The 21,621-nt window shown below is 63.0% G+C and carries 12 protein-coding genes and 1 pseudogene; 2 read left to right on the top strand and 11 right to left on the bottom strand.

The window, feature by feature from the left end:
• Positions 1 to 2: 2 nt before the first annotated feature.
• From ACF8EF_RS10905 to pgm, 4 genes are all read right to left on the bottom strand, one after another.
• Positions 3 to 2,408, bottom strand: coding sequence for a TonB-dependent siderophore receptor (locus ACF8EF_RS10905; RefSeq protein ID WP_392461121.1), 2,406 nt, complete (start codon positions 2,406 to 2,408; stop codon positions 3 to 5).
• Positions 2,409 to 2,475: 67 nt separating this feature from the next.
• On the bottom strand, positions 2,476 to 3,420 hold the full coding sequence (locus tag ACF8EF_RS10900) for a FecR domain-containing protein (protein ID WP_392461120.1): 945 nt from the start codon (positions 3,418 to 3,420) through the stop codon (positions 2,476 to 2,478).
• Positions 3,417 to 3,929 carry a sigma-70 family RNA polymerase sigma factor gene (locus ACF8EF_RS10895; protein ID WP_176683292.1) on the bottom strand — a complete coding sequence of 171 codons (513 nt, stop codon included), beginning with the start codon at positions 3,927 to 3,929 and terminating at the stop codon, positions 3,417 to 3,419. Before ACF8EF_RS10895 ends, ACF8EF_RS10900 begins: the two co-directional genes overlap by 4 nt.
• 78 nt (positions 3,930 to 4,007) lie before the next feature.
• Entirely contained in the window at positions 4,008 to 5,645 is a 1,638-nt protein-coding gene (gene pgm, locus ACF8EF_RS10890; RefSeq protein ID WP_392461119.1) for a phosphoglucomutase (alpha-D-glucose-1,6-bisphosphate-dependent), read from the bottom strand.
• 481 nt (positions 5,646 to 6,126) lie between these two features.
• On the opposite strand from pgm, the gene ACF8EF_RS10885 reads away from it, so the two are divergent.
• Positions 6,127 to 6,387: a DUF1652 domain-containing protein gene (locus tag ACF8EF_RS10885; RefSeq protein ID WP_176683290.1), complete on the top strand. Its 261-nt coding sequence runs from the start codon at positions 6,127 to 6,129 to the stop codon at positions 6,385 to 6,387.
• Positions 6,388 to 6,438: 51 nt separating this feature from the next.
• Here ACF8EF_RS10885 and ACF8EF_RS10880 read toward each other — a convergent pair whose 3' ends face one another.
• From ACF8EF_RS10880 to tpx, 6 genes are all read right to left on the bottom strand, one after another.
• Complete coding sequence (locus ACF8EF_RS10880) at positions 6,439 to 8,526, bottom strand: putative bifunctional diguanylate cyclase/phosphodiesterase (protein ID WP_392461118.1); 2,088 nt, start codon at positions 8,524 to 8,526, stop codon at positions 6,439 to 6,441.
• A 129-nt stretch (positions 8,527 to 8,655) separates the two neighbouring features.
• Entirely contained in the window at positions 8,656 to 10,146 is a 1,491-nt protein-coding gene (locus ACF8EF_RS10875; RefSeq protein WP_176683288.1) for an efflux transporter outer membrane subunit, read from the bottom strand.
• Complete coding sequence (locus ACF8EF_RS10870) at positions 10,143 to 13,250, bottom strand: efflux RND transporter permease subunit (RefSeq protein WP_176683287.1); 3,108 nt, start codon at positions 13,248 to 13,250, stop codon at positions 10,143 to 10,145. The genes ACF8EF_RS10875 and ACF8EF_RS10870 overlap by 4 nt, the downstream gene beginning before the upstream one ends.
• Complete coding sequence (locus ACF8EF_RS10865; protein WP_392461117.1) at positions 13,247 to 16,345, bottom strand: MdtB/MuxB family multidrug efflux RND transporter permease subunit; 3,099 nt, start codon at positions 16,343 to 16,345, stop codon at positions 13,247 to 13,249. Before ACF8EF_RS10865 ends, ACF8EF_RS10870 begins: the two co-directional genes overlap by 4 nt.
• Positions 16,342 to 17,652, bottom strand: coding sequence for an MdtA/MuxA family multidrug efflux RND transporter periplasmic adaptor subunit (locus ACF8EF_RS10860; protein ID WP_392461116.1), 1,311 nt, complete (start codon positions 17,650 to 17,652; stop codon positions 16,342 to 16,344). Before ACF8EF_RS10860 ends, ACF8EF_RS10865 begins: the two co-directional genes overlap by 4 nt.
• 347 nt (positions 17,653 to 17,999) lie before the next feature.
• On the bottom strand, positions 18,000 to 18,500 hold the full coding sequence (gene tpx, locus ACF8EF_RS10855; RefSeq protein ID WP_392461115.1) for a thiol peroxidase: 501 nt from the start codon (positions 18,498 to 18,500) through the stop codon (positions 18,000 to 18,002).
• 329 nt (positions 18,501 to 18,829) lie between these two features.
• Here tpx and ACF8EF_RS10850 point away from each other — a divergent pair.
• Positions 18,830 to 20,018 (top strand): annotated as a pseudogene (locus tag ACF8EF_RS10850) (Bcr/CflA family efflux MFS transporter).
• Between the two features lie 71 nt (positions 20,019 to 20,089).
• Here the strand turns inward: ACF8EF_RS10850 and ACF8EF_RS10845 are convergent.
• Positions 20,090 to 21,370: a serine/threonine transporter gene (locus ACF8EF_RS10845; protein WP_176683282.1), complete on the bottom strand. Its 1,281-nt coding sequence runs from the start codon at positions 21,368 to 21,370 to the stop codon at positions 20,090 to 20,092.
• Positions 21,371 to 21,621 lie beyond the last annotated feature (251 nt).

The raw sequence follows: 21,621 nt of genomic DNA, 5'->3' as shown, positions 1-21,621 counted from the left end.
GTTTAAAAGCCGACCGTGGCCGAGAGCAGGTAGGTCCGCGGCGTAGACAGGGTCAATCCCGGCTCACTGTCATCCGACGCCCCCGCCGAGCTCCAGTAGCGATCATCCAGCACATTCTCGACACTGGCCCGCAAGGTAACCTCGGTGGCGTCCACCTTGAAGGCATAACGCGCGCCCAGGTCATAACGCTCCCAGCCGTCGATCCGCTTGCTGTTGTTCTGGTCCAGGTACTGCGAACTTGAGTGAATGCCGCGCGCTGTTAAGGTCAGGCCGTTCACCCCTGGCACGTCCCATTCAGCCCCCAGATTGACGTTGTATTCGGGCGTGGCCGGCGCACGGTTGCCATCGTAGGCACCGCCGATGGTGTCGGTGAGCTCGCTGTCGAGATACATCACCCCACCCAGCACCCGCACGCCCTGCACTGGCTCACCGAACACACTCAGCTCGATGCCGCGGTTGTCACGCTTGCCATTGGGGCCGAACACCCGCGAGACGGGATTGGTCTCGTAGGCCGGCTGGCGAATGCGGAAGGCGCTGGCAGTAAAGGCCACCTGGCCGAGGTCGTACTTGGCCCCCACTTCGATCTGGCGGCTGGTGAACGGCGGGAAGATCTGGTCTTCGTTGATCGAGGTCGATGGGGCGATCTTGCCTTGGCTCAAGCCCTCCATGTAGTTGGCGTACAACGAGAGCTGGTCGGTGACCTTGAGCAATATCCCCCCCGAAGGCGAGAGCTTTTCTTCGTCATAGGCCGTCTCGCCTTTGACGCCGTCGCTCCAGTCATCCACCTGCACCCGTTGCCAGCGCGCCCCCAGGGTCAGCAGCAGGCGGTCGTCAAAAAAACCAAGGGTGTCGGCCAGGGCCACGCCGGAGAAGCGGTTTTCCGTGTAAACCTCGGGGTCGAGGCGGGTTGGCGTAGCGGGTGTCGCTGCGGCCACCGGGTTGTAGAGGTTGCTCGGCGCCGAGGCATAGCGCGCCCCGCCGTTGGTGAAGTCCATGTAGTAATAGCTGGCGGCCAGGTTCAGCTCGTGGCTCACCGGCCCGGTATGGAACCAGTGACGCAAACCGGCCATGGCGGTGCGCACCGACTCGTCCCGGGTAAAGTCACGCGGCTGCACAGTGAAGTCGCCGGCATCGTTGGTGATCGACACGTTATGGCGCAGGAAGTCGTGGTTGCTCTTGCGCGCACCGATCGCACCATAGGCCAGCAGCGATTCGCTGATATCGTACTCGGCGTTCAGCGCACCGAAAGTGTCGTTGGTACGCGCCTTGCTCCAGGCCTGGGCGTAGTTGTGGCGTACGTCATTGGCATTGGGCACCTTGGCATTGGCACCGACCAGCACACGCTCCTGCGGGGCGTCGGTGTCGCGTTCGGTGTGGCCAAGGTCTGCCGAGAGCCGCAGGCGCTCGCCTCGAAAATCCAGGCCCAGCACCGCCATTTCGCGGTCAACGCGCTGGTGGTCCCATTCGGTATCACCGGCCTGCTTCACACCATTGAAGCGCACGCCGAACTGCTGGCCTTCACCAAAGCGACGGCCGATGTCCACTGCGCCGCCTGCCTGGCCTGCCGAGGCGTAGCTGCCGGTGAATTCGGTGATCGGTTTGTCAGCGGCTCGCTTGGGCTGCACATTGATACCGCCGCCCACGCTGCCACGCGGCGAAATGCCGTTGATCAACTGGCTGGGGCCTTTGATGATGTCGACCCGATCGGCCATTTCCATGTCGATCGAATACGTCGGCAAGATGCCATACAGGCCGTTGTAGGCCACATCACTGTTGAACAGGCTGAAGCCGCGAATGGTGAACTGCTCGAAACGCCCGCCCGCCGGGTTGGTAGCACGCACCGAAGGGTCACTGGCAATCAGCTCGCCCAAGGTGCGCGCCTGCTGGTTCTTGACCAGTTCGCTGGTGTAGCTGGTGATGCTGAACGGGGTTTCCATGAAGTCGCGCGAACCGAGCATGCCTTGCGCGCCCTGGCGTGCCACTTGGCCACCGGCATACGGCTGCGCTTCGCTGCCTGCGGCCAGGCCGCCGACGATGCGGGTGGGGGCGATTTCCAGAGCGCCACTGGCCTGGGGGGCCGGCATCAGGGTGAAGGCCCCCTCACCCACCGGCAGCGCCTGCAGGCCGCTACTGCGCAGCAACTGGCTGAAGCCTTCATCGACACTATAACGACCGGACAAGCCGTTACTTTGCCGGCCCTCTACCAATGCCGGGTCCAGCGAAAGGCTGACACCGGCCTGGTCGGCGAAATGGGTCAAAGCAGCACCCAGGCTGGCTGGCGCCACCTGGAACGTACGCCGGGCCGGCTCATCGGCCCAGGTGGGCGCACACAACAGCAGGCTCATCGCGAACAATGGATGTGCGGCGCGCACCAGTGGGCGCAGGCGGCAAGATTTTACTGCAGGCATTGAACAAGGCTCCCCTTTTATTTTCTCCTACCGGTAATGACCGGCGAGTGAAAAAAAGGGGACAGCCTCATGCTCGTTTTTCTCGTGCGGTCAGGCTCACCCAATAACGCGTGCGGCTCTGCACCTGCAACGGCAGGCTGGCGGCGAGCAAGGCCAGCACCCGGTCGGTGTCGTCAAGGCGGAACGTGCCGGTCACACGCAAGCGCTCCAGTTCCGGTGCCCAGCGCAGTACGCCGGGGCGATACCTGCGCAGTTCGTGCAGCAACTCGCCCAACGGGCGGTCGTCCAGCCGTAGTGCGCCTTCGCGCCAGCCCAGTTGCCATTCGTCGAAGGCTTTGACGGGGCCAACGCCGGTCGCCTGCAAACTGGCCTGCTGGCCGGCCTGCAGCATCACGGCTGGACCACGCAACGGTTGCAGGCTGGCCGCCCCTTTGATCGCCGACACCCGGCAGGCCTCATCAAGCAGGCGCAGGCACACCTCGCCCTCACTAAGCACCACCCGGCCGTAAGGCACCTGCAAGGTAAGGCTAAGGTTAGCGGGCACACTGACGGCCACTTCACCGCGCAGCAGTGCCACGCGGCCTGCACCCAGCTCGATACCGACCGCACTGTCGGTGTTCAACTGCAACCAGGTGCCGTCGCTCAGCAGAGCCTGCCTGCGCTCTCCTACTGCGGTGCGCATGTCGGCGGTCCAGGCATCCAGCGGCAGCTCACGGCTCACCAGCCAGGCCACCGGCAACAACGCCGACACTCCCAGGGCTTGTTTGAGCAATGCCCGACGACCGGCATCCGGACGATCCAGGGCGGCCATCGCCAATGCGCCGGGCAACCCGGCAAACCGCGCTCGCAGCAGCGATGCCTTTTGCCAGGCGTCTTCGTGCAGGTGACTGCTGGCGCGCCATTGCGCCAGGCGCAGCAGGTCAGCTTCGCTTGCGTCGCCAGAATCCAGCAATGCCAGCCAACGGGCCGCAGCACGCAGCGCTTTGCGGGTTTCTGGGGAGTGGGGGCTCATTGCAAATCGGCCAACAGGCAATGTTCGTAAGCCTGCGCCATGTAGCGTTTCACCGAGCGCTGGCAAACGCCCAGGCGCTGGCCAATCTCGGCGTAGCCCAAGCCTTCCAGCTGGCTCCAGAGAAAGGCCTTGCGTATCGCCGGCTTGAGGCCGTCGAGCAATTCATCCAGTGCTTGCAGGGTTTCCAGCAGTACCCAGCGCTGTTCTGGCGACGGCACGTGTTGCTCGGGCAACTGCGCCAAAGCATCAAGGTAGGCCTGCTCCAGGCTACGTCGCTGGTGGAAGTTGCTCAGCAGGCGCTTGCCGACGGTCAGCAGATAGGCGCGCGGTTCGCGTATGTCTGCCAGCGGCTGGGCGCTGGCCAGAATGCGCAGAAAAGTATCCTGACTGAGGTCGGCGGCATCCCAGGCATTGCCCATACGCCGGCGCAGCCAGGTTTCCAGCCAGCCGCGATGCTCCCGGTACAGGGCAGGCAGGCCAGGCTCCGGTGGCGGCGCGGCGTCGATCATGAGGAGGGTCCTGCGGCGGAGTAAATAAGATTAATTCTAATTTACATCGCGCCACAGAACCAAGCGGTTTGTTACCGGTCAGGCGATTGCTTCATCGACCAGCACTTGTGCTTCCTGCACCAGACGCTGCAAATGCGCCTCGTCGATGAAGCTTTCGGCGTAGATCTTGTAGATGTCTTCAGTACCCGACGGGCGCGCGGCGAACCAGCCATTGGCCGTCATCACCTTGAGCCCGCCAATCGCCTGGCCATTGCCTGGGGCGTGGCTGAGGATCTGCACGATCGGCTCACCGGCCAGCTCGGTCGACGTCACCTGCTCCGGCGCCAGTTTGCTCAGCAACGCCTTCTGCCGCGCATCTGCCTTGGCCTCGACACGCGTGGCGAACGGCTTGCCCAGCGCCTCGGTCAGGTCGGCATAAGCCTGGCTCGGGTTACGCCCGGTACGGGCGGTCATTTCGGCGGCCAGCAAGGCCGGGATCAACCCGTCCTTGTCGGTGGCCCACACCGAGCCATCGCGGCGCAGGAACGAAGCCCCTGCACTTTCTTCGCCACCAAAACCGAGCGAACCGTCGAACAGGCCCTGGGCGAAGAACTTGAAGCCCACCGGCACCTCATACAGATCACGGCCCAGGCGTTGGGTAACGCGGTCGATCAGGCCGCTGGAGACCACGGTCTTACCCACGGCGGCGTCACTGCGCCACTGCGGGCGGTGGCGGAACAGGTAGTCGATAGCCACGGCCAGGTAGTTGTTGGGTTGCAGCAAGCCGTCAGGGGTGACGATGCCGTGGCGGTCGTGGTCCGGGTCGCAAGCGAAGGCCACGTCAAAGCGCTCACGCAGGCCTATCAGACCCTGCATGGCATACGGCGAGGAAGGGTCCATGCGGATCTGGCCGTCCCAATCGACGGTCATGAAGCGGAAGGTCGGGTCGACCTCGGTGTTCACCACTTCCAGGTCAAGCTGGTAGTGCTTGGCAATTGCCGACCAATAGCGCACCCCTGCCCCGCCCAGCGGGTCGACGCCCAGGCGCAACCCGGCGCCACGGATCACATCGAAATCGATGACGTTTTCCAGGTCGGCCACATAGTTGCTGACGTAGTCGTGGCGGTGGGTGGTCGGCGCCCGCAGCGCCTGGGCATGGTCCATGCGCTTGACGCCGGCCAGGTTAGCCACCAGCAGTTCGTTGGCCTTGCCCTCGATCCACTTGGTCACGTCGCTGTCGGCCGGCCCGCCGTTGGGCGGGTTGTACTTGAAGCCACCGCTTTGCGGCGGGTTGTGCGACGGGGTAATGACGATACCGTCAGCCAAACCCTGTGTGCGGCCACGGTTGTGGCAGAGGATGGCGTGGGACACAGCCGGTGTGGGCGTGTATTCGTCATCCTTGGACAGCATCACCTGCACGCCGTTGGCGGCCAGAACCTCCAGGGCGCTAGCGGTAGCCGGGGCCGACAGAGCGTGGGTATCGGCGCCGATGAACAGCGGGCCATCGATACCTTTTTCCTGGCGATACAGGCAGATAGCCTGGGTAATGGCCAAGACGTGATACTCGTTGAAACTCAATTCAAGCGAAGTGCCCCGGTGCCCCGAGGTGCCGAAGGCCACCCGCTGGGCCGCCACGGCAGCGTCTGGGCGGCCGGTGTAATAGGCGGTGAGCAGCCGGGGAATATCAACCAGCACGCTGGTCGGAGCCGGCTTGCCTGCCAAAGGACTGAGCGTCATGCAAAACCTCGAGTTCAACGGATGTTGGTGTTGGAGCGTGCAGTGTACTGAGAGTTGCAATGCCGTGCGATGGGGGCATCAAAGAATCAGCCAGTGCACGTCGCCCTTGCAGAACCGCATCAAAGCGTGATGGCGCGTAAACGGTCTCGCGTAGAAACAATACCCCTGGATAATGGAACCCATGGCTTTCCGTCGCCGGCCCCTACCCCAAGCCGCTCGTCTGAAAAACCTGCGCGTCGTATGTCAGCGAAATCCACGAAACCCAATGGTTACCCGGCACCATCCGGCCGGGAAAACGTTTGCCATGCGACCAGTCGACACATAGCGCCCATGACCAGGATGTGACCACTGTCATGCATTAACACATTTGTCGTGCCGACAACCGAAAATCGCGCATGGCAGGTGCTATGTTTATGTTCCCGGCGGCCGCATCGATGTGGCCACCCGCTCATCACGTCCGGGGACGGACAAGGAGGCTGGCATGAACAAGATGACGTTCCCCAACGCCTGCCAGGTGATGCGCTGGCATTTCCATCCATTGGGTTTCGAGGCCAGCATGGATGCGCCACGCAGCATGGTCGCGCGGCTGTTCGACCGCGCCAGCGGTGAAACCTTGCTGGCGATTGCGGGCATCCCCTGTGCGGCGATCATGCCCGCTGCCGATGTAGAGCGCATCATCGAGGCCGTCGAGGCGGAAATGGATGCCTTCATACCCGCCTTTACCCTGCGCGATGCAGTCTAGGCGCTGTTTTCATCGCAGCTTCACCGAGTATCAAGGCTTTTCATACAGAGCTTAGCCCGCAGCGGTGAATTCCGGGCCCATGGCCTGCAACTTGCTCATGAACTGCTCGGCCGGCACGGGCTGGCCCAATAGGTAGCCCTGCAACGAATCACAGCCCAGACGGGTCAGGAAGTCCTGCTGCTTGTCGGTCTCAACCCCCTCGGCAACGATACGCAGGCCCAAGGCCTGGCCCAGTGCGACAATTGCCGAAACAATCGCTGCATCGTCACTGTCCTGCTCCAGGTCGCGCACGAAACCGCGGTCGATTTTCAGCTCGTTGGCTGGCAGGCGCTTTAGGTACATCAGGCTGGAATAGCCCGTGCCAAAGTCATCAATGGACAAGTCCACGCCCATGTCGGACAGGCGCTGCAGCACGGTCAGGCTGGCGTCGGCATCGTGCATGGCGGTGGTTTCGGTAATTTCCAGTGTCAGGCAGTTGGCCGGCAAGCCGTTCTGCTGCAGGGCACGGGCCACGCTGTCGACCAGGCCGGCGTGGCAGAACTGGATAGCCGACAGGTTCACCGCCATGCGCCAGCCAAGGTGGCCCTGGCCCAGCCACTGACGCATCTGACGGCAGGCCTCGATGAGTACCCACTCGCCAATGGGGATGATCAGGCCGGTCTTTTCCGCCAGGCCGATGAAGCGGTCAGGCAGCAGCAGGCCTTGCTGCGGGTGCTCCCAGCGCAGCAGTGCTTCGGCACCAATCGGCTGGCAGGTATGGGCGTCGAACTTGGGCTGGTAATGCAAGCGGAACTGGCGCTGCTCCAGCGCCAGACGCAAGTCCTGCAGCAACTGCAACTGCTGGCGAGCATTGCTGTTCATCGACACATCGAAGAAGCTGTAACCGTTCTTGCCAGCGCTCTTGGCATGGTACATGGCCGCGTCGGCGTTACGCAGCAGCTCGTGCTGGTCCTGGCCGTTGCCCGGGTACAGGACGATGCCCAGGCTCGCTGACAGTTGCAGGTCGTGCTCGGCCACGCGGAAAGGCCGGGAAACCAGGTTGACCTGCTTGACCGCCACGTCCATGGCATCGTTCGGTTCCTGCAGTTCCACCAGCAGAACGAACTCGTCGCCACCAATCCGTGCCAGCGTATCCTGGCTGTGCAGGTGGCCGCGCAGGCGGGCCGCCACTGCCTTGAGCAGAAGGTCTCCGATATGGTGGCCAAAGGCATCGTTGACCGGCTTGAAGCCGTCCAGATCAATGAACATCAGGGCAAAACAGCCGCCCTGCTCCGCCACTTTGGCGATGGCCTGTTCGATGCGATCGGCGAGCAAGGTACGGTTGGGTAGACCCGTGAGGGTGTCGTGCAGGGCCAGTTGGGTCAGCTCCTGGTTGGCCAAGGTCAGCGAACGGGCCAACTCGGCAGTACGCGCCTCCAGGCGAGCATCCAGCACCGAAGTCAGCAGAGCCACTGCCAGTACTGCCAGCGTGGTGATCAGCACCAGGTAAACCAGGCTGTCACCCTGCAGCCCGCCCCCCAACGCGCCGCAGAAGCTGCCCTCGGGGAAGTTCGCCGCTGCCATGCCGGTGTAATGCATGCCAACGATGGCAAAGCCCATCACCACTGCCGCCAGGCCACGGATCTGCCGTACATAGGGGGTGTGTTTGCGCAGGCGGAAGGCGATCCACAATGCCGCCGCCGAGGCGCCTACGGCAATCAGCAGCGAAGCACCGAACAACGTCGGGTCGTAGTCGATGCCCGGCAGCATGCGCAGTGCGGCCATGCCGGTGTAGTGCATGCAGGCAATACCCGAGCCCATGATCAGCGCGCCGAACCCCAACTGCAGCGCTGGCAGGCTCGGCTGGCTGACCAGCCACAAGGCAAAGCCCGAGGACAGCACAGCGATCAGCAGCGAGAACGCGGTCAGGGCCAGGTCGTAACCCAAGTCGATGGGCAAGCTGAAGGCAAGCATGCCAATGAAGTGCATCGACCACACGCCGATGCCCATGGCCAATGCACCGCCGCCCATCCACAGGTAGGCAGCGCGGCCCTTGGCCGTGGCGATGCGGCCAGTCAGGTCAAGAGCGGTATAGGATGCCAGGATCGCCACGCACAGCGAAATCAACACCAGCGAAGAAGAGTAGCTACCGGTCAGCATTGAAAGTTCCAGCGCCGGAACAGGGGGCCGGCAAAAGCTGACGATTGTACTCAAGCTTAAGCGAAACGCACGGGGTTTTTGCGAATGGGGATGGGCCCAATAACCGCAAATGCGCCCCTCTGCGCGTGGTCAATTCTGCTCGGCAAACGCCTGCTCTGCATCCCAGCCGCCGCCCAACGCGGCCACCAGTTGCACACTGGCCACCAGGCGCCCTTGCAGCAGGTTCAGCACGCTGCGCTCGTTGCTCAGCGCCGTGGTTTGCACGTTGACCACATCCAGATAGCCGATCAGCCCGGCGCGGTACTGGTTCTCGGTCAGGCGCAACGACTCGCGGGCAGCATCGAGCGCCTCTTGGCGCACCACGGCTTCATCGCCATACACTTTCAGTTGAACCAACAGGTTTTCCACTTCCCTGAAGCCGTCCAGCACGGTCTGGCGGTACTGCGCCACCGTCTGGTCATATACGGCCACCGTGCGGTCGACCTCGGCGCTGCGTTTGCCGGCGTCGAACAGGGTCAGCGCCAACTGCGGGCCTACCGACCAGTAGCGGTTGGGCAGCTCGATCCAGTTGCTGAAGCTGCTGCTGGAATAACCGCCACTCATGCTCAGGCTGAGGTCCGGGAAGTAGGCTGCCCGCGAGACCCCGATGTTGGCGTTGGCCGCCATCACGTTGCGTTCGGCCGCAGCGATGTCCGGGCGGCGCTCCAGCAGTTGCGAAGGCAGCGAAACCGGTATTTGCGGCAACTCGGGAATAGCCTTGCTGTCGGCCAGGGCGAAGTCGGCCGGAACCTTGCCCAGCAGCACGGCGATGGCATTTTCGAACTGCGCACGCTGCCAGATCAGGTCGATCAGGTCAGCCTGGGTGCTTTTGAGCTGGGTGCGGGCCTGGGCCACGGCATCCGGGCCGGCGACCCCGGCACGGTACTGGTTTTCGTTCATTCGCAGTGAGCGTTCATAAGCCGCCACGGTGGCTTCCAGCAAGCGCTTCTGCTCATCGATAACCCGCAATTGCAGGTAGTTCTGCACCAGTTCCGACTGCTGGCTCAGGCGGATAGACGCAAGGTCGGCGAAACTGGCTTCGGCACTGGCCTCATTGGCATTCAGGGTTTCGCGCAGCTTGCCCCACAGGTCGATCTCCCAGCTCACGCCCAACTGGGCGTTGTAGGTGTTGCGAATGCCACTGCTGTTATTGGACAGGCTGGAACTGGAGCTGCCGGTTCCCTGCGCCGAGCGGTTCTTGCTGGCGCTCAGGTCCAGACTGGGGAACAGCGCCGCACGGCTGCTGCGCACCAGCGCCTGGGCCTGGCGATACTGGGCTTCTGATTGCGCCACGGTCTGGTTGCTGCGGTTGAGCTCTTCGACCAACGCGTTGAGCCCGGCATCGCCGTAGATTTCCCACCAGGCGCCGCGGGCGATGGCGTCGGACGGCGAGGCCTGGGTCCAGCCTTCGGCGTGCTTGAACTGCGCCGCCGTGCTGTTCAGCTCGGGGCGGTGGTAATCGGGGCTCAGGGTGCAGGCACTGAGCAAGGCCAGGCACAACCCGGCGCCGAGCAGGCGCGAGCCACGGCCACGGGCCAGTGCTTGCAGTGCACGATGAAGTGGGGTCTGGGCAAAAGTCATAGCGGGGTTTCCAGGGCGGCGTCGGTGCGCACGCCGCGCCAACGGTTGAAACGGTGGCGCAGGCGGTCCAGGTACAGGTAAACCACCGGCGTCGTATAAAGGGTGAGGATCTGGCTGAACACCAGGCCGCCGATGATGGTCAGGCCCAGCGGCTGACGCATTTCTGCGCCTTCAGCCTGGCTCAACAGCAATGGCAATGCGCCAAGGATCGCCGCCAGGGTGGTCATCAGGATCGGCCGCAGGCGTAGCAGGCAGGCCCGGCGTATCGACTCTTCCGGCGAAAAGCCCTGATGGCGCTCCAGTTGCAGGGCCAGGTCGATCATCAGGATGGCATTTTTTTTCACCACCCCGATCAACAGGAACAGCCCAAGCAACGAGATCAGGCTGAACTCGCCACCGGTGACGTACAGCGCCAGCAAGGCTCCGACGCCCGCCGAAGGCAGTGTCGAGAGAATGGTCAACGGATGAATGTAGCTTTCATACAGAATGCCCAGCACCAGGTACACCAGCAGCAGTGCGCCAAGGATCATGAATGGCTGGCCCTGCTGGGTCTTGGCAAAGGCATCGGCAGTGCCGCCGAGCTTGGCAATCACCTCCTCGGGCAAGCCCAGCTTGGCCACCGCGCGCTCCAGCGCCGCCATGGCCTGGTCGGGGCTGTAGCCCTCGGCGACGTCGAAAGCGATGTCTTCCGAAGCGAACTGGCCTTCGTGGCTGACCCGGTCGTTGGCCAGGCTGTTCTCGTAGTGGGCGATGGTCGACAACGGCACCCGGGCACCGTCGGCGGTGATCACCTGCACTTGCTCCAGCGTGCTCGGGTCCCAGGCGTATTTCGGGTTGATCTCCAGCACCACCTGGTACTGGTTGAGGCTGTCGTAGATAGTGGAGATCTGCCGCTGGCTGTAGGCGTTGTTCAGTACCGCGGTGACCATGTCCATGTCGATGCCCAGGCGCTTGGCCTGGTCACGGTCGACCACCAGCGTCACCTGTTGGGTACCAGCACCATCGCGGGCGTCGATGGCGGTCAGCTCAGGCAGTGCACGCAGCGCCGCGACCACCTTGGGGAACCATTCGCGCAATGCCGAAAGATCGCCGCTTTGCAGGGTATACAGGTACTGCGAAGAGGTCTGGTCACGCCCACCGCCACCCAGTTGCAGGTCCTGGTCGGCCATCAGGAACAGGCGCCCGCCGGGCACTTTGGGCAGTTCCTTGCGCAGGCGCTCGATCACCTTCTGCGCATCGATCTTGCGCTCGCTGATCGGTTTCAGGCGCACCAGCACAAAAGCGTTGTTGGTACCGCTGTTGCCACCGATGAAACCGGCGACGCTCTGTACTGCCGGGTCGGCCAGCAAGGCCCGGCGGTAGATTTCCATCTTCGGCTGCATCACGCTGAACGACAGGCCGTCGTCGCCCCGGATGAAGCCCATCAATTGGCCAGTATCCTGCTGGGGCATCAACGTCTTGGGCACCACCACGTACAGGGCGATGTTGACGCCGATGGTGGCCAGCAGGCTGAGCAGGGTCAGGCGCTTGTGGCGCAGGGCCCAGCCCAGGCTGCGGTCATAGGCAGCAACCATGCGCTGATGCAGCTTGTCGCTCCAGCGCTGCAGGCGGCTCTGCTCGGCCTGGTGCGGCTTGAGCCAGCGGGCGCAGAGCATCGGTGTCAGGGTCAGCGACACCACCAGCGAGACGATGATCGCCGCTGCCAGGGTGATGGAAAACTCCTGAAACAGGTTGCGCACGATGCCACCCATGAACAGGATGGAGACGAACACCGCCACCAGCGACACGTTCATCGACAGCAAGGTGAAGCCCACTTCCTTGGCGCCCAGGTAGGCCGCCTTCATCGGCGGTTGGCCGTTCTCGATGTGCCTGGAGATGTTTTCCAGCACCACGATGGCATCGTCCACCACCAGCCCGGTGGCAAGGATCAGCGCCATCAGCGACAGGTTGTTGAGCGAGAAACCGCACAGGTACATGACCGCGAACGTACCCACCAGCGATACCGGCACCGCCAGGCTGGGGATCAGCGAGGCGCGCAGGCTGCCGAGGAACAGGTAGACCACCAGAATCACCAGCACCACGGCGATCAGCAGGGTGTGCTCGGCCTCTTTGAGGGTGGCCTTGATCACGGGCGAGCGGTCCATGGCCACGTTCAGTTGCACGCTGGCTGGCAGCAACGACTGCAGTGCCGGAAGCTGCGCCTTGATCTGGTCGACCGTTTCGATGATGTTGGCGCCGGTCTGGCGGTTGACCACCAGCAGCACCGCTGCCTGGTCGTTGAAGAAACCGCTGTTGTAACGGTTTTCAACACCGTCGGTGACGGTCGCCACGTCAGACAGGCGCAGAATGGTGCCGTTCTGCTGGCGAATCACCACCGGCTCATAGTCCTTGGCGCTTTCCAACTGGTCGTTGGCCCGCACCTGCCAGTTGCGCTCGGCGTCCTCGACAAAGCCCATGGGCCGGCGCTGGTTGGCGTTGGACACCGCAGTGCGCACCTCGTCCAGCGACAGGTTGTACTGGTTGAGCAATTGCGGCTCGACGGCAATGCGCACGGCCGGCAGCGAACTGCCACCGATCTGCACCTCCCCTACCCCCGATACCTGAGCCAGGCTCTGTGAAAGGATGGTGTCGGCCAGGTCATACAGCTGGCCTTTCTGCAACACATCCGAGGTCAGCGACAGCACCATGATCGGCGCCTGCGACGGGTTGATCTTCTTGTAGGTGGGCATGCTGCGCATGCCACTGGGCAGCAGGTTGCGGGTAGCGTTGATCGCCGCTTGCACCTCACGGGCTGCGCCATCGATGTCACGGCCCAACTCGAAGCCGATGACTACCCGTGTCGAACCCTGGTTGGAGCTGCTGGTGAGCGTAGTGACGCCGGCGATGCTGCCCAGCTTGCGCTCCAGCGGTGTGGCCACGGTGGACGCCATGACCTCGGGGCTTGCACCAGACAGGTTCGCCGACACCACGATCACCGGGAAGTCCATTTGCGGCAGTGGCGCCACCGGCAGCAAGCCAAAGCTGACCCCGCCCAGCAGCATGATCGCCAGGCTCAACAGCATGGTCGCCACCGGGCGACGGATGAAAGGCCCGGACAGGTTCATGCCTGGGCCTGCTTCACGTCAGTGGCCGGGCGCAGGCGGCGGGCCAGGCGATCGAAGTACAGGTAGATGACCGGAGTGGTGAACAGCGTCAGCACCTGGCTGACCAGCAACCCGCCGACCATCACCAGGCCCAGTGGCTGACGCAGCTCGGCGCCGGAACCGGTGGCAAGCATCAGCGGCACCGCACCAAACAGCGCGGCCAGGGTGGTCATCAGGATCGGCCGGAAGCGCAGCAGCGCCGCCTGGTAGATGGCATCGCGCGGGCTCATGCCCTGATTGCGCTCAGCCTCCAGGGCGAAGTCGATCATCATGATCGCGTTCTTCTTGACGATACCGATCAGCAGGATGATGCCGATGATGGCGATCATGCCCAGGTCGTTACCGCTGATGAGCAAGGCCAGCAAGGCACCGACCGCCGCCGACGGCAGGGTCGAGAGGATGGTGACCGGGTGGATGTAGCTTTCGTACAGCACCCCCAGCACGATGTACATGGTCACCACCGCCGCCAGAATCAGCAGCAAGGTACTCGACAGCGACGCCTGGAAGGCCTCGGCCGCACCCTGGAAGCGGGTTTGCACGCCCAGCGGCATGCCGATGTCCTTCTGCACCTGCTCGATCACCTGCACGGCTTCGCCCAGCGATGCGCCGTGGGCCAGGTTGAACGACAAGGTCACCGCCGGGAACTGGCCAATGTGGGAAATAGCCAGCTGCGCTTGACGCTGCTCGATCCGCGCCAGCGCCGAAAGGCGCACCTGACCGCCATCGGTGGCCTTGACGTGGATCGACTCCAGCGCCTGCGGGCCGATCGTGGCGGCGTCTTGGGACTGCAACACCACGCGGTACTGGCTGGCCTGGGTGTAGATGGTCGAGATCTGCCGCTGGCCGAAGGCGTCGTACAGGGCATTGGTGATCTGCGACACGCTGATCCCCAGGCGGCTGGCCATATCACGGTCGATCACCAGGTACACCTGCAAGCCCTTGTCCTGCAGGTCGCTGGCCACATCGGCCAGTTCCGGGCGCTGCTGCAGCGCCTGCACCAGCTTGCCGCTCCACTGCGCCAGCAGGTCGGCGTCCGGCGACGACAAGCTGAACTGGTACTGGGTACGGCTGACCCGGTCCTCGATGCTGAGGTCTTGCACCGGCTGCATGAACAGGCGGATGCCCACCAGCCGGTCGACTTGCGGCTGCAGGCGGCTGATCACTTCGCTGGCGCTGACATCGCGCTCGCCGTGGGGCTTGAGGTTGATCAGCAGGCGACCGCTGTTGAGCGTGGCGTTGTCGCCGTCTACCCCAATGTAGGACGACAGGCTTTGCACGGCCGGGTCTTGCAGGATGACCTTGCTCAGGGCCTGCTGACGTTCGCTCATGGCGGCGAACGAGGTGGACTGCGGCGCTTCGGAAATACCCTGGATCACCCCGGTGTCCTGCACCGGGAAGAAGCCCTTGGGCACGACCACGTACAGGAGCACCGTGAGCGCCAGGCTGGCCACCGCCACCAGCAGGGTCAGCGGCTGGCGCTTGAGCACCCACTGCAGGGCACTGCCGTAGTGCTTGATGAGCCAGTCGATCCAGGCGCCACTGGCACGGTAGAAGCGGCCTTGCTCTTCTTCCCTGGGCTCGCGCTTGAGCAGACGCGCGCACATCATCGGCGTCAGGGTCAGGGACACCACCAGGGAAATCAGGATCGCCACTGCCAGCGTGATGGCGAACTCGCGGAACAGGCGACCGACCACGTCCGCCATGAACAGCAGCGGGATCAGTACCGCAATCAGCGAGAAGGTCAGCGAAATCAGGGTGAAGCCAATCTGTCGGGCGCCCTTGAGCGCCGCCTGCATGGGCGTCTCGCCCTCTTCGATATGCCGGGAGATGTTCTCCAGCATGACGATGGCATCATCGACCACAAAGCCGGTGGCGATGGTCAGGGCCATGAGCGTCAGGTTATTGACCGAGAACCCGGCCAGGTACATGACCCCGAACGTCCCGATCAGCGACAGCGGCACGGCAATCGACGGAATGAGAGTGGCGCTGAAGCGGCGCAAGAAAACGAAGGTGACCATCACCACCAGAACGATGGCGATGAGTAGTTCGTGCTGCACGTCCTTGACCGCGGCGCGAATGGTCTGGGTGCGGTCGGTCAGCACCGACACATCGAGGCCGGCCGGCAGGTTGTCGGTGATCGACGGCAGCAGACCCTTGATGCGGTCGACCACTTCGATCACGTTGGCGCCCGGCTGACGCTGGATGTTCAGCAGCACAGCATGGTTCTGGTTCGCCCAGGCGGCCAGCCGCTCGTTTTCGGCGCCGTCGACGATTTCGGCCACATCCTTCAGGCGCAGCGGCGCACCGTTGTTGTAGGCCAGGATCAGGTTGGCGTATTCCTCGGGAGAGCGCAGTTGGTCGTTGGCATCGAGCATCGACACCCGGGTCGGGCCGTCGAAGTTGCCTTTGGGCTGGTTGACGTTGGAGGCACCGATCAGCGTGCGCACGTCATCCAGATTCAAGCCATTGGCCGCCAGGGCGTCGACGTTGACCTTGATGCGTACCGCCTGGCGCTGGCCACCGGCAATGCTGACCATGCCCACGCCGCTGATTTGCGCAAGCTTTTGCGCCACGCGGGTATCGACCAGGTCGTTGAGCTTGGGCAGCGGCATGGTCTTGCTGGAGATGGCCAGGGTCAGCACCGGGGTGTCGGCCGGGTTGACCTTGTTGTACACCGGCGGTGCCGGCAGGTCGCTGGGTAGCAGGTTGCTGGCGGCGTTGATCGCGGCCTGCACCTGTTGCTCGGCAACGTCCATGTTCATGTCGAGGTTGAAACGCAGGGTCAGCACCGACGCGCCGCCAGAACTGGTCGAGGCCATCTGTTCCAGGCCCGGCATCTGGCCGAACTGCCGCTCCAATGGCGCGGTGACGGCGCTGGTCATCACCTGCGGGCTGGCGCCGGGGTACAGGGTCATGACGCGAATGGTCGGGTAATCCACCTGTGGCAAGGCGGAAACCGGCAGCAACTTGTAGGCGATCAGGCCGGCCAGCACGATGGCCAGCATGCTCAGCGTGGTGGCGACCGGGCGCAGGATGAACAGGCGCGACAGGTTCATGCGCCCGCCTTGCCTGCTGCGTTGCCAGGTTGTGCTTCACCTGTTGTTTGGGCCGCACCCTTGGCTTCCTGCCCTTGCAGGTGCTGGCCTGGGCTGGTCGGCACTTGCGAGCTGTCTTCGACCACTTCCACCTGGGTGCCTTCGCGCAGGCGGTCGGTGCCTTCCAGCACCAGGCGGTCGCCGGCCTTCAGGCCGTCGAGAATGACGCTGTTCTCGCCATCGCTGGCGCCCACCTTCAGCTTGCGGACATTGACGGTGCTCTGCTCGTTGACCACATAGGCGAAGGTGCCATCGTTGCCGAACTGGATGGCCGCGGCCGGGGCCATGACCACCTGCTTGAGGGTGTCGGCCAGCAAGCGCACGTTGACGAACTGGTTGGGGAACAGGGCCAGGTCCTTGTTCTCGAAGCGGCCCTTGAACTTCAGGGTGCCGGTGGTGGTGTCGATCTGGTTGTCGATGCTGCCCAGCACACCGGTGGACTGCAGCTTGCTGTCACTGCGGTCCCAGGCCTCGACCGGCAGGCTGGCGCCACTGCGGTAGCGCTCCAGCACAGTGCTCAGTTCGGTTTCCGGCAGGGTGAAGGCGACGTTGATCGGCTCGGTCTGGGTAATCACCACCAGCGCGGTGGTGTCGTTGGCGGCCACCAGGTTGCCCAGATCGAGCTGGCGCAGGCCCACCCGGCCACTGATCGGCGCACGGATCTGGGTGAAATCGAGGTTCAGGCGGGCGTCGTTGACCTGTGCCTGATTGGTCTTGACCAGCCCCTGGAACTGCGCAACCTGGGCTTGGGCAGTGTCCAGGGTTTGCTTGGCGATGCTGTCTTCGGCGTACAGGCCTTTATAGCGGGCCAGGTCGACCTGAGCGTTCTTCAACTGCGCCTGGTTCTGCGCCAAGGTACCTTCGGCCTGCTGCAGGGCGATGCGATAAGGGCGCGGGTCGATTTCGGCCAGCAGGTCGCCAGCCTTGACGCGCTGGCCTTCCTTGAAGTGGATTTTCACCAGTTCGCCAGCCACGCGGCTGCGCACATTGACTGTATTGGTCGCGGTGACCGTACCCAAGGCTTTGTAGTAGAGGGGGAAGTCGCCTGTCCGCGCCGGCACGACGCGTACCGGCACCGGGTCGCTGGAACCGCCAAAACCTGGTCGGCCGCCGATCATGCCCACGCCCTTGCCACCGCGCCCGCCACTGGCTTCTTTATGCGCAGGCGTCGCTGCGGGCCACAGCCACCAGGCCAGTGCAGCCACCAGCAGCAGGATCAGCAGGCCGACGAGCCAGCGACGGAGGGAACGGGAATTGGACGCTTGCATGGGTTGAACGAACCTTGTTCGGAATGACGACTTGGGGAGGATGAACGATAAGCACTGCCATCGTTTTAGCAAAGGGCCTTTACCAGAGGTTTACCTTTGCCTGACGTTGCCAAGAGGCGGAATTTTAAATGAAAACGGCCCGGAACGTGTTCCGGGCCGTTACAGGGTGTTGCTTGGAGCGGTGGCGGGCCTGAAGGTTCGGTTGCCTGGTCTGGCCCTTTCGCGGGTGAACCCGCTCCTACGGGGATGTCACAGCCTTTGAAACCTGTGCCGCACGTTGTAGGAGCGGGTTTACCCGCGAAGAGGCCATCACAGGCTACAGACGCCCGCACTGCCCCACGCAATCCTTACTTCAGTACAGCCAGCGCCGCGTCGTAGTTCGGCTCGTCAGCAATTTCGCCAACCAGTTCGCTGTACAGCACCTTGTCGTTCTCGTCCAGCACCACCACGGCGCGGGCGGCCAGGCCGGCCAGCGGGCCATCGGCGATGGCTACGCCGTAGTTTTCGAGGAACTCGCGACCACGCAGGGTCGACAGGTTATTCACGTTGTCCAGCCCCTCAGTGCCGCAGAAGCGTGCCTGGGCGAACGGCAGGTCAGCCGAGATGCACAGCACCACGGTGTTGGCGACGTCGTTGGCCTGGGCGTTGAACTTGCGCACCGAGGTGGCGCAGGTCGGGGTATCGACGCTCGGGAAGATGTTCAGCACCTTGCGCTTGCCGGCGTAGTCTTTCAGCGACTTGTCAGCCAGGCCTTCACCTACCAGGGAGAAAGCCGGAGCCTGGGCGCCGGCCTGTGGCAGGTTGCCGTTGACCTGGACCGGGTTGCCTTTGAGAGTCACTTGAGCCATGACGAAATCCTTATGCGGGGTTTGAAAAGGACACTGAGTTAAGCATGAAGGCAGCCGGGTGCCTATGGGGGCAGGTGAAATTGTTCTATTGCCGGACGATTTTTGTGGACAAAATGACGACCCCCGACTGTCACGGCCAGTTGCTTCACGGCTGCCAATAAGCCCTCGGCAGGAACCTACAACGCTATCAGAAATTTCGCCACTCAGTTCGGCTTGTGCATCCTCAAGGCAGCGCTACCATCAGACGCCTGACAACAAGGGGAATACATAGATGAACGCTACCAACACGAGACCTGAAAAACCGGCCAGCCTGGCTCGTGGTTAGCAGCGTGCACCGCCCCGCTGGTTCGCTTCGGCGCTATCTGTGTTCGACGCTGCTGATTCTGTTATGTCTGCTGGGTGTGTTTCCCCTGGACGTGATCCTCCCGTCATTCCCTGCGCTGGCCAATGAGTTTCGAGTCGACACAAAACAGATTGCGTACTCGGTGAGCTTTTTTGCTGTTGGTGTGGCCATGGCGCAAATCGTGATCGGCCCACTGTCGGATGGCATCGGGCGCAAGCGTTTGTTGCTCGCTGGGTTGAGCGTATCCATTGTGGGGGCGCTCGGTTGCGTATTTTCAACCCATTATGAAACGTTCATGGCCTTTCGCTTGGTGCAGGCCCTGGGTTGCGGCAGCCTCGTGCTAGGCCAGGCGCTTGTGCAGGACCTCTACAGCGGTACACAACGCAATGCCATGCGCATCCTGTTAACAAGCGCGAGCGGGTTGTTCATCTCCCTGTCACCGCTGGCAGGTGCTTTGCTTCAACAGTCGTTTGGCTGGAAGGCAAGCTTTACGGTATTCGTGATCATCGCTGCAATCGTTTCACTTTTATCGTATGTGCTGCTTCATGACACACCTGCGGCGCGCGACCGGGCGCCAAGCATGTCCAGTTATCGGGTGATGCTGCGAGACACGGACTATCTCGCGCATTCCATGCTGTCCAGCCTCGCCTTTGCCTGCCATTTTTCCTTTATCGTCATAGCGCCCTTGCTGCTGATGGGCAGGCTGGAGCTGACGGCCTATCAATTCTCTCTGGTCTTTATCGGCTATGGGTTGGCATACATCGCCGGCGGCATGGCTGCGACCTACTTGAACAGTCGCGTAAACCCGCAAACTCAAATAAAAGCAGGCTTGCTGCTTATAAGTACTGCGGGCATTACCCTTTTGATGTGGGGGCGGGTAGCAGGTTTATCTGTGCTGGGGGGTTCTACTGCCGATGATTGTCTGTACCACCGGGACAACCTTGGTACGCCCCGCCGCAACAACCCAGGCTTTGGCGCGCTATCCGAGTCAGGCAGGTGCGGCAGCGTCGCTCAATGCGACATTGCTGTTCGCCGGTGCCGGTTTGACGAGCAGTGTGGTCGCAGCTTTGGAAAGCGAGCTACCGGCAGGCTTGGGCATGCTGTTCGTGGTGGCCAGCCTTTGCGGGTGGTGGCTGCTTGCACGCACCAAGAACGATGGAATGCAACGCTGTTGAAACCTTGATCAGGCAGAAAAATGCCCGGGTGACGACAAGCGCCCCGGGCATTCTTGAATGAAACGGGTGAATCAGCTTACAAGGCCGTACACCACCGAAGTCAGCGCAACCAGGCCGACCACAACGACGAACACGTTGGAGGCCGCACCGCTGTACTTGCGCATCGATGGCACACGGCGAATGGCGTACATCGGCATCAGGAACAACAGCACCGCGAGGATCGGGCCGCCGAGCGACTCGATCATGCCGAGAATGCTCGGGTTGAGCGTGGCAACGATCCAGCACACCACCAGCATCAGTGCAGCGACCACGCGGTCCAGGGCTTTGGCGCCCGGACGCGCACCGGTCTTGGCGATGATGCCCTTCAGGCCTTCGCTGGCACCGATATAGTGGCCGAGGAACGACTTGGCGATGGCCACGAAGGCGATCAACGGCGCAGCGAACGCGATGGTCGGGTTGCTGAAGTGGTTGGCCAGGTACGACAGGATCGACAGGTTCTGCGCCTTGGCTTCGGCCAGCTGGGCGCTGCTCAGGGTGAGCACGCAGCTGAACACGAAGAACAGCACCATCGCCACCATCAGCAGGTGGGCACGACGCAGGATCTGGCCGCTACGCTCGTCGGCGTGCTCGCCGTAACGGCGCTTCTGGTCGACGGCAAAGGCCGAAATGATCGGCGAATGGTTGAACGAGAACACCATCACCGGAATGGCCAGCCACAGGGTGTGCAGGAAGGCCGAGGCCGGCGGCACCTCTGTGGCACTGTCGAGAATGCCACCGGTCCAGTGCGGCACCAGGTACAGGCCCAACAACGCCAGAGCGACGATGAACGGGTAGACCAGCAGGCTCATGACCTTGACCGTGGCCTGCTCCCCGCAGCGCACGATGGCCAGCAGGCCGAGAATCAGCACGAATGACAGGATTGCCCGTGGCGGCGGCTGCATGTGCAGCTGGTGTTCCATGAAGCTGGACACGGTGTTGGTCAGCGCCACGCTGTAGATAAGCAGGATCGGGAAGATCGCGAAGAAGTACAGCACGGTGATCGAGGCGCCGGCGGTGACGCCGAAATGCTCCTTGACCACTTCGGTGATGTCGCCGCCATCGCGCCCGGAAAGGACGAAACGGGTCAGCCCGCGGTGGGCGAAATAGGTCATCGGGAAGGCCAGCACGGCCAGGATCAGCAGCGGCCAGAAGCCGCCAAGGCCCGCATTGATCGGCAGGAACAGTGTCCCGGCGCCGATGGCTGTGCCGAACAGGCCCAGCATCCAGGTGGTGTCTTGACGCGCCCAGGTGCCTAGGGTGGCGGGGGTCGATTCTGCAAAGCGTTGTTCAACGCTTGGGGCCTGCTCATTCATTCCGGGTGAAGCTCCACTCGCAAGACTGCAACAGGCTGAGAATGGCGAAATAGACGTTTCGCCCAACTCAACCGGAAAAGAGGGGCGCGATTGTGCACGGAAAGGTTGCACTTGCGAAGCCCTTTTCCGAGGAGCGGTTGCACTTGTCTTTACAAGCGGAAGGCATTGCTGGTGTCGTTCGATGGAATGTAGCGGCCTGGGGGCCTGTGGGGCCGCCTGTGTGAGCCGCCTGTGGGAGCCGCCTGTGGGAG

Source organism: Pseudomonas sp. zjy_15, from assembly GCF_043101865.1.
GTDB classification, from domain to species: Bacteria; Pseudomonadota; Gammaproteobacteria; order Pseudomonadales; family Pseudomonadaceae; genus Aquipseudomonas; species Aquipseudomonas putida_Y.
Note: the sequence above shows the minus strand (reverse complement) of the source record. Positions and strands in the feature narration are given on the sequence as shown.

Excerpts from the sequence above, each read along its gene's own strand:
- ACF8EF_RS10905 (WP_392461121.1), bottom strand. The coding sequence starts at position 2,408 with ATGCCTGCAGTAAAATCTTGCCGCCTGCGCCCACTGGTGCGCGCCGCA.
- ACF8EF_RS10900 (WP_392461120.1), bottom strand. The coding sequence starts at position 3,420 with ATGAGCCCCCACTCCCCAGAAACCCGCAAAGCGCTGCGTGCTGCGGCC.
- ACF8EF_RS10895 (WP_176683292.1), bottom strand. The coding sequence starts at position 3,929 with ATGATCGACGCCGCGCCGCCACCGGAGCCTGGCCTGCCTGCCCTGTAC.
- pgm (WP_392461119.1), bottom strand. The coding sequence starts at position 5,645 with ATGACGCTCAGTCCTTTGGCAGGCAAGCCGGCTCCGACCAGCGTGCTG.
- ACF8EF_RS10885 (WP_176683290.1), top strand. The coding sequence starts at position 6,127 with ATGAACAAGATGACGTTCCCCAACGCCTGCCAGGTGATGCGCTGGCAT.
- ACF8EF_RS10880 (WP_392461118.1), bottom strand. The coding sequence starts at position 8,526 with ATGCTGACCGGTAGCTACTCTTCTTCGCTGGTGTTGATTTCGCTGTGC.
- ACF8EF_RS10875 (WP_176683288.1), bottom strand. The coding sequence starts at position 10,146 with ATGACTTTTGCCCAGACCCCACTTCATCGTGCACTGCAAGCACTGGCC.
- ACF8EF_RS10870 (WP_176683287.1), bottom strand. The coding sequence starts at position 13,250 with ATGAACCTGTCCGGGCCTTTCATCCGTCGCCCGGTGGCGACCATGCTG.
- ACF8EF_RS10865 (WP_392461117.1), bottom strand. The coding sequence starts at position 16,345 with ATGAACCTGTCGCGCCTGTTCATCCTGCGCCCGGTCGCCACCACGCTG.
- ACF8EF_RS10860 (WP_392461116.1), bottom strand. The coding sequence starts at position 17,652 with ATGCAAGCGTCCAATTCCCGTTCCCTCCGTCGCTGGCTCGTCGGCCTG.
- tpx (WP_392461115.1), bottom strand. The coding sequence starts at position 18,500 with ATGGCTCAAGTGACTCTCAAAGGCAACCCGGTCCAGGTCAACGGCAAC.
- ACF8EF_RS10845 (WP_176683282.1), bottom strand. The coding sequence starts at position 21,370 with ATGAATGAGCAGGCCCCAAGCGTTGAACAACGCTTTGCAGAATCGACC.